6 protein-coding genes are annotated in these 6337 nt (G+C 37.0%); 2 read left to right on the top strand and 4 right to left on the bottom strand.

The genetic code is table 11. From position 1 onward, the window contains the following. The 4 genes from EA341_RS01760 to EA341_RS01745 form a co-directional block, all read right to left on the bottom strand. The coding region (locus EA341_RS01760) for an MFS transporter (protein ID WP_367126818.1) at positions 1-380 on the bottom strand (380 nt) is incomplete at its 3' end. 138 nt (positions 381-518) lie between these two features. Then, positions 519-1106, bottom strand: a complete 588-nt coding sequence (locus tag EA341_RS01755) for a Crp/Fnr family transcriptional regulator (protein WP_293010960.1) — start codon at positions 1104-1106, stop codon at positions 519-521. Between the two features lie 169 nt (positions 1107-1275). Beyond that, on the bottom strand, positions 1276-2817 hold the full coding sequence (locus EA341_RS01750; protein WP_293010959.1) for a SulP family inorganic anion transporter: 1542 nt from the start codon (positions 2815-2817) through the stop codon (positions 1276-1278). Between the two features lie 449 nt (positions 2818-3266). Then, positions 3267-4298 (bottom strand): hypothetical protein, encoded by a 1032-nt coding sequence (locus tag EA341_RS01745; RefSeq protein WP_293010958.1) that lies wholly within the window; start codon positions 4296-4298, stop codon positions 3267-3269. 263 nt (positions 4299-4561) lie between these two features. Here EA341_RS01745 and EA341_RS01740 point away from each other — a divergent pair, with 263 nt between their 5' ends. Both EA341_RS01740 and EA341_RS01735 read left to right on the top strand, forming a co-directional pair. Then, the gene (locus tag EA341_RS01740; RefSeq protein ID WP_367126819.1) at positions 4562-4915 is read left to right on the top strand and encodes an MFS transporter; all 354 of its coding nucleotides are present in this window, start codon (positions 4562-4564) and stop codon (positions 4913-4915) included. Positions 4916-5161: 246 nt separating this feature from the next. Beyond that, complete coding sequence (locus tag EA341_RS01735) at positions 5162-6166, top strand: hypothetical protein (protein ID WP_293010957.1); 1005 nt, start codon at positions 5162-5164, stop codon at positions 6164-6166. The last annotated feature ends 171 nt before the right edge of the window (positions 6167-6337 follow it).

The raw sequence follows: 6337 nt of genomic DNA, 5'->3' as shown, positions 1-6337 counted from the left end.
ATTACCACTGTACTGCTCCAAGCCAAGCCTTGGTTGATTCCCAAAAGCACATTTGCTGCCACTATCCAATCCCACGATGGAGCATACATCAAGATAAAGGGAACTGGAAGACCAAAGATCCAACCTATGATGAGTAAGTTTTTCCGCCCGATTTTGTTGGCAAAGCTTCCCGCAAAGTAATTGGACAAAGCTTTGACTATTCCAAATACTATGATGAAAGATAGAACAGCAGATTTGGCTGCAATTCCAAATTCAACTTCTGCTATTTGAGGTAGAATGCTCCTTTCAAGGCCTACCATCCCTCCAACAAATGCATTGATAATGACCAGTAAGGTGAATTGTTTCCAGTTTTCTTTGAGGCCTAGCGTTACTTTATTCATAATTACCTGCAAAAATGAATCTTTGAAATTTGGATTCCTTTTACAAATGTTAAATAATAGATTTTGGGCTATTCAAATACTGAAATTTTTTAAAATACATAGTGTCTGAATCCTCCTTCATTAAAGACCTTAAGGCTCTTAGATCTTTGCCCGGATCCTGCTTAAACTAACCTGCGTGATGCCCAAGTAAGAGGCTATATGCTTTAAAGGTACTCGCTGTAATATGCTAGGGGAATTTTCTAATAGACCTTTGTACCGTTCTTCGGCTGAATGAAATTGTATGCTTTCAATCCTATTGACTGTATCTACATATGCCAATTCAAATATCTTTCTAAATAGCCTCTCTACTTCAGGAAAGTCATCGTATAACTCAAAAAGTGCTTGAGACGCAATTCCAATAAACTCAGAATCTTCCAATGTTTGAATTCCTTTTTTACTTGGCTTACCAGTAAAAAGGCTTTCTACCCTAGCAATAAGGGTGTTTTCAAACGCAAATGATTCCGTGATATCCACCCCATCCTTAAAATAATAAACCCTACACAATCCATTTTTGACAAAATAAATTGTTCTGCAGGTGTGGCCAATAGCTTGCAAATCCTTATTTTTTGGGATTTTTACACTTGAGCAAATATTGTTTAGCGCTGTTCTGGATTGAGATGAAAGATTTGAAAATCCTTCGAAATAAGAAAATAAGAATTGATTTTTTTCGAGAGTTTTTTCCATCATTGGGTTTAGGTAGATTGATAAAATAAGCGCTCCATGAAAGTAAGAAACCCTACCTTTAAACAATAACTATTTGAATCCAAATCACAAAAAAACACCTTAAAGAAATACTCTCCAAGGTGTTTTTAATTTGTCAACCTGTTCAGGGAACGAATTTTATGTCAATAGAAACTCATTGCTCAATCAGGATTTTGAAAGCAGGATCATCATCCGTATAGTTGATATTGATGATTTTTTCGGCTTTCTCTAAGAGCACTTTACTACTGGAATTCAAGTGTCTGATATATACTGTTTTACCCAGTTTGGCATATCGCTCCGTGACTTTGTGGATTGCATCTATTCCAGAGTGATCCACAATCCTGCTTTCAGCAAAATCTATCACAATCTCCTCAGGATCATTCATTGGATCGAATTTTTGTCCAAAAGTAAGTGCTGACGCAAAGAACAAAGGTCCATAAACCTCATAGTGTTTCACCCCGTTTTCATCAACTCTTTTTCTTGTACGGATCATTTTCGCATTTTGCCATGCAAATACCAAGGCTGAAATTATCACCCCAATCAATACTGCCAAGGCCAAGTTGTGAAGAAATACTGTTACCAAAGTCACGATAACCATTACCAAAACATCATGAAAAGGCACTTTTCTAAAAACTTTTAGCGAAGCCCATTCAAAGGTTCCGATAGCAACCATAAACATCAGCCCTACCAAGGCTGCCATAGGTATCATTTCAATATAAGTGGACAGAAATAAAATAAAGACCAATAGTCCCACTGCTGCAACAATTCCAGAAATCCTATTTCTACCACCTGCATTCACATTGATCAAGGATTGGCCGATCATGGCGCATCCACCCATCCCCCCAAAGAATCCTGTTGTCAAATTGGCCAAACCTTGGGCGACACATTCCTTATTTCCATGTCCTCTGGTTTCGGTAATTTCGTCTATCAAAGTCAGGGTCAACAAGCTTTCAATCAAACCTACTCCCGCCATGATCGCAGAGTAAGGAAGAATGATTATAAAAGTCTCCCAGTTCAAAGGAACAACAGGTAGGTGGAACTCCGGCAAACTACCGCTGATAGAGGCCAAGTCACCAACGGTTCGGGTATTTACTCCTCCAAAAATCACAATAAAAGAAACTGTCAATATTGCCACTAAAGCTGAAGGCACTGCTGTAGTCACTTTTGGCAAGAACTTGATGATTACCATTGTGAGTACTACTAGGCCAATCATGATCATCAATGGAGTACCTGACATCCATGCAAGGCTTCCTTCTGCAGTTTCAAATTTGAATTGATCAAACTGAGACATGGCAATTACAATAGCCAAGCCATTCACAAAACCAAACATCACTGGATGAGGAACTAATCTGATCAACTTCCCAAGTTTAAGGACTCCGACCAGAATTTGAATCAATCCCATCAAAACAACCGCTGCAAAAAGGTATTCTACGCCATGCTGTGCAACTAGAGCAACCACAACAACCGCAATAGCTCCAGTGGCACCGGAAATCATACCCGGTCTTCCTCCTAAAATAGATGTAATCAAACCGATGATAAATGCGGTATAGAGCCCTAATAGGGGACTAACACCGGCAATAAGGGAAAAGGCAACTGCTTCAGGCACCAAGGCCAAGGCAACAGTTAAACCTGACAATACTTCGTCTTTCAGATTAGCCTGCGTAGGTTTAAACAGGCGATAAAACATCTGTGTCATATTTCAATAAGTCTAATAGGGTAAATTTCAATTGTGTTGCACGCAATAATTTCTCCCATTCAAACAATGGGAGCATTCAGAAAAGTAAAAATCAATATCAGGGGGGAGTACAGGTCATCCTGCTTTTTTTTAAAACAAGGCTCAAAGGTAGGCCTTTATATTTAAAATCAGAATTTCATTCTAAACCAGCCCTTCACAACTGATTTTTAAGAATGAAATTCTGAAATTATAATTTTTATAATAAGAGAGTAGATTTTTTTCTTTCTGAAATCTTCCCTTTTTTACATATCAACCCTCTTCAGATGGACTAAACTGGAATCAATATCTAAACATCCAACCCGCCTCCCGGGGGGCAGGTATCGATCAATATCCAAAACCAATGAATTCAACATTAAATATTAACAATGGTATGACTTCGGTATTTTAAGCAAACTCAGAGAAAACAACCATCAAATCATCTTATTCAGCAAAGATACCAATTTGAATATTTCCTGATCCAAGGCTTTGTTTGCTGTTTCAAATCTTTCTGGTGTATTCACAGATTCTCTCACGGAAATGTAATAGGTTAACTTATCCTCAGTAGGAACCAGGGTAATGCTGACACCTTCTACTGTTTCGATTTTTAAAATATTGGCGCCACTTATGGGATGATCATAAACTTTATCTGTAAGGATATTTTTCTTTTTCCCCTTGCTGTAATCTGTCACTGCACTTACGGACAAGATCTCCTCCAAGAACTTTGGTTTTCTGGCAGCTTCTTTCATGAATTTCACAACCTGATCTTGATGGGCTTCTACACTAAGGTCTAAAGTGACTGTCTTCTCTTTGAAAAACCCGTTGTAAAAATAAATATCCAATAAAAAGTTATAAATATTCTTTTGTTCATCAAGTAAGGCAGACTCCATTCCAATAAGCTGGCGGACTATATCATGAAATTTTAGGTCAGAGTGCAGGACTTGCTGGTCAATGTTGAAAGCTGCTATGGTTTCGTCTGCAGAATTCCTGAATTTTTCTACACCGCTTTTTAAATTGTTGGCTACCAAAATTTGTTCTTCCAATTCCAAGCTTCCTCTCTTAGCAATATTGTCCAAAATATCGGAAAGTAAAACAGACTTCAAAACTTTCATTTGCGGGTAAAGACCCGTATCCATCCATAGCTTCAAAAGCACCGCTGCTACCTGATGGGAATTAAGCACCATAAATGCTCCTCCTAATCCTTTTCTTACCACCAAAGACAACCTATCAAATTCGGGGTCTACTGCTATAATCAAATCAATTTCATGTTCTTTGGCATAGTCAATAGCTGACTTTAGAATTAAAAAATTAAAAGTTCGGTCTGCTGAAACCTTATCAAGCTCGAACCTTACTACCTCTTCACTCAAACCTTCAAGTTGCTTATCGGGGAAACTCTGCCCGGGAGCAGTTGCAAGAAGAATTTTACATATTTTTGGGATTGCCGCGTTATCATTGGTGTTACTCATATAGTTTTTTCTCAAAATTTAAAATTGGATTACTCCTTTTCTCTGTCAGTTTAAAACTGATGGTTAAAATCCTGGTGGGTGTTCAAGTAAAGGCATCTGAATTGCAAATTTAACCAAAATTACTTCTTAATTAAAATTGGCCTATTAATGATCGCCATCCTAATTACTTTTTATTCTTATTAAGCCATTAAACTACACAGGGAAAAAATTAAATATATAATTATTGAAATTGTAGAAATAAAGTTCTAGTTCTCTTTTTTTGCATTTGGTTGATCAGTCCCTCTTGGGCCATGTATCCTTATATGGTCCTGATGGGATTATCCACTGGATTTGGAAGCGCTACGGTAGCAGCGCTTCAGGTGGAGTTTTTTGGACAAAAATACATAGGAACAGTCAGGTCTTTATTTACCAGTATGATGGTATTGAGCTCTGCAGTCGGACCTGCTTTGTTTGGGGTTATTTTAGATGCAGGATGGGGTTTTGAGACCGTATTTCCAGTGACTATTGTAATGCTGATTTTGGTTATTTTGCAATCTTTACGATCTATTCCGGCCTACTCACGGGCGAAGTGGAAGTTTAAATTCAAAAGAATAAAAAGAAATTTTAGGAAAAAATAAATATTGTTTAGCTCTATTTCGAAGATTTATTGAAGAAATGGATATACACTTAAAATTGTAAAGGATATATTGCATCATGTGAAAAGAGTAGAGAGCATTTGGGAGAAACAGCAATATACAATGGTGTGCGAATTTTATTTTCCAAGGCTTTTAAAACTTTGTTTTCAAAATCAATCTGTTATTGCCTTTCTTGTTGAAAAGTGAAATTGACGATCTGCTTTCAGCAAAAAACAAAAAGTTTAAATTATGAAAATATTACTCAGCGGATTTTCTGTGAGTTTTCCGGATGAATGGAAAGAACTGGTAGAAAATAGAGGCTTTATCTATCAACCTTTGGATATCAAGCATCAAGGAGAAGCGATTACAGCCATTCAATTGAGACCACTGATGGATGTAGCAGTAAAAGATGAGGTTGACCTGATAATCTTCTCAGATATTGAAAGTAATCGAATAATAATTTCTTCCCGAAGAGAAAAAAATGGCCCTTTCATATTCTTCAATCACCATCATTTATCTGCCATACTCACCAGTCTCTGGGTCGAAATGGAAAATGATAAACCATTAAAGTGTGTGAAGTCCATTTTCATTTCAAACATGGTGGAGGAGATCTGCAATAAAAATGAGGTAAGATGCGGGAATTTCTACGATTTTTTTGAAGACCTGCCACAAGCCATCAACCAACGATACCTGAAAAATGAAAACAGGATATACTTCGGTTTCGATAATGACCAAGGGGTGGTGCATACCGGGTTTTCAACTTTGGAGATTTTAGAACAACTGATTCAACTTGAGGAGAATCAAAAAGTAAAAGAGGAGACCACATTTGATTACCTTATAAGCCTATTTCAGCAATACGGTTTTTACAAGACCAAAACAATCTCAGTAGACTATAGTGATAAATCCCATAAGAAAAATTATTTGGGCTTACTGGATAAAATCAGAAAACGTCCTACTGCAATTGATTATATTCTTAAGATTGAAAAGATCGTAGATTTCAAGAAAGGATTAAAAAGGAATTTATTGACAGGGAAAAACACTGAAATAAATCCATTGGATATTGACCTAATGAAAATACAAACTGACCAGAACCTGAGCTTATTGTTGCATGCGGAGGAGGAAAGAATGGTCTTTTATATTTCTACAAAAGCAAGTATTGGTTCTAAAGACAACTATCCGGAAACTAGTAAAGCAATCGATGTGGAAATGTTCCGTATAGTTCAAGTACTGAATAAGCTTCTGGTCAACATTTAAAAAGCGTTTTTTGCTGGTAAAATCAATGTTTTAAAAAAGCTGCTCTTATATTGATCAGCTTTTTTTGATTGGAGATGGTATTTATAAATCAAATCCACCCAGCCCCCAAAGCCACCGAAATCAATATCAGCATAATGGCAACTGTGACTTGAAGAAACTTCAAAGTGACTT

Source organism: Mongoliibacter sp. (genome assembly GCF_007692705.1).
GTDB lineage: Bacteria > Bacteroidota > Bacteroidia > Cytophagales > Cyclobacteriaceae > Mongoliibacter.
Note: the sequence above shows the minus strand (reverse complement) of the source record. Positions and strands in the feature narration are given on the sequence as shown.

What these genes read in the sequence shown, in the direction of transcription:
- EA341_RS01755 (WP_293010960.1), bottom strand. Translation starts at nt 1,106, where the DNA reads ATGATGGAAAAAACTCTCGAAAAAAATCAATTCTTATTTTCTTATTTC.
- EA341_RS01750 (WP_293010959.1), bottom strand. Translation starts at nt 2,817, where the DNA reads ATGACACAGATGTTTTATCGCCTGTTTAAACCTACGCAGGCTAATCTG.
- EA341_RS01745 (WP_293010958.1), bottom strand. Translation starts at nt 4,298, where the DNA reads ATGAGTAACACCAATGATAACGCGGCAATCCCAAAAATATGTAAAATT.
- EA341_RS01735 (WP_293010957.1), top strand. Translation starts at nt 5,162, where the DNA reads ATGAAAATATTACTCAGCGGATTTTCTGTGAGTTTTCCGGATGAATGG.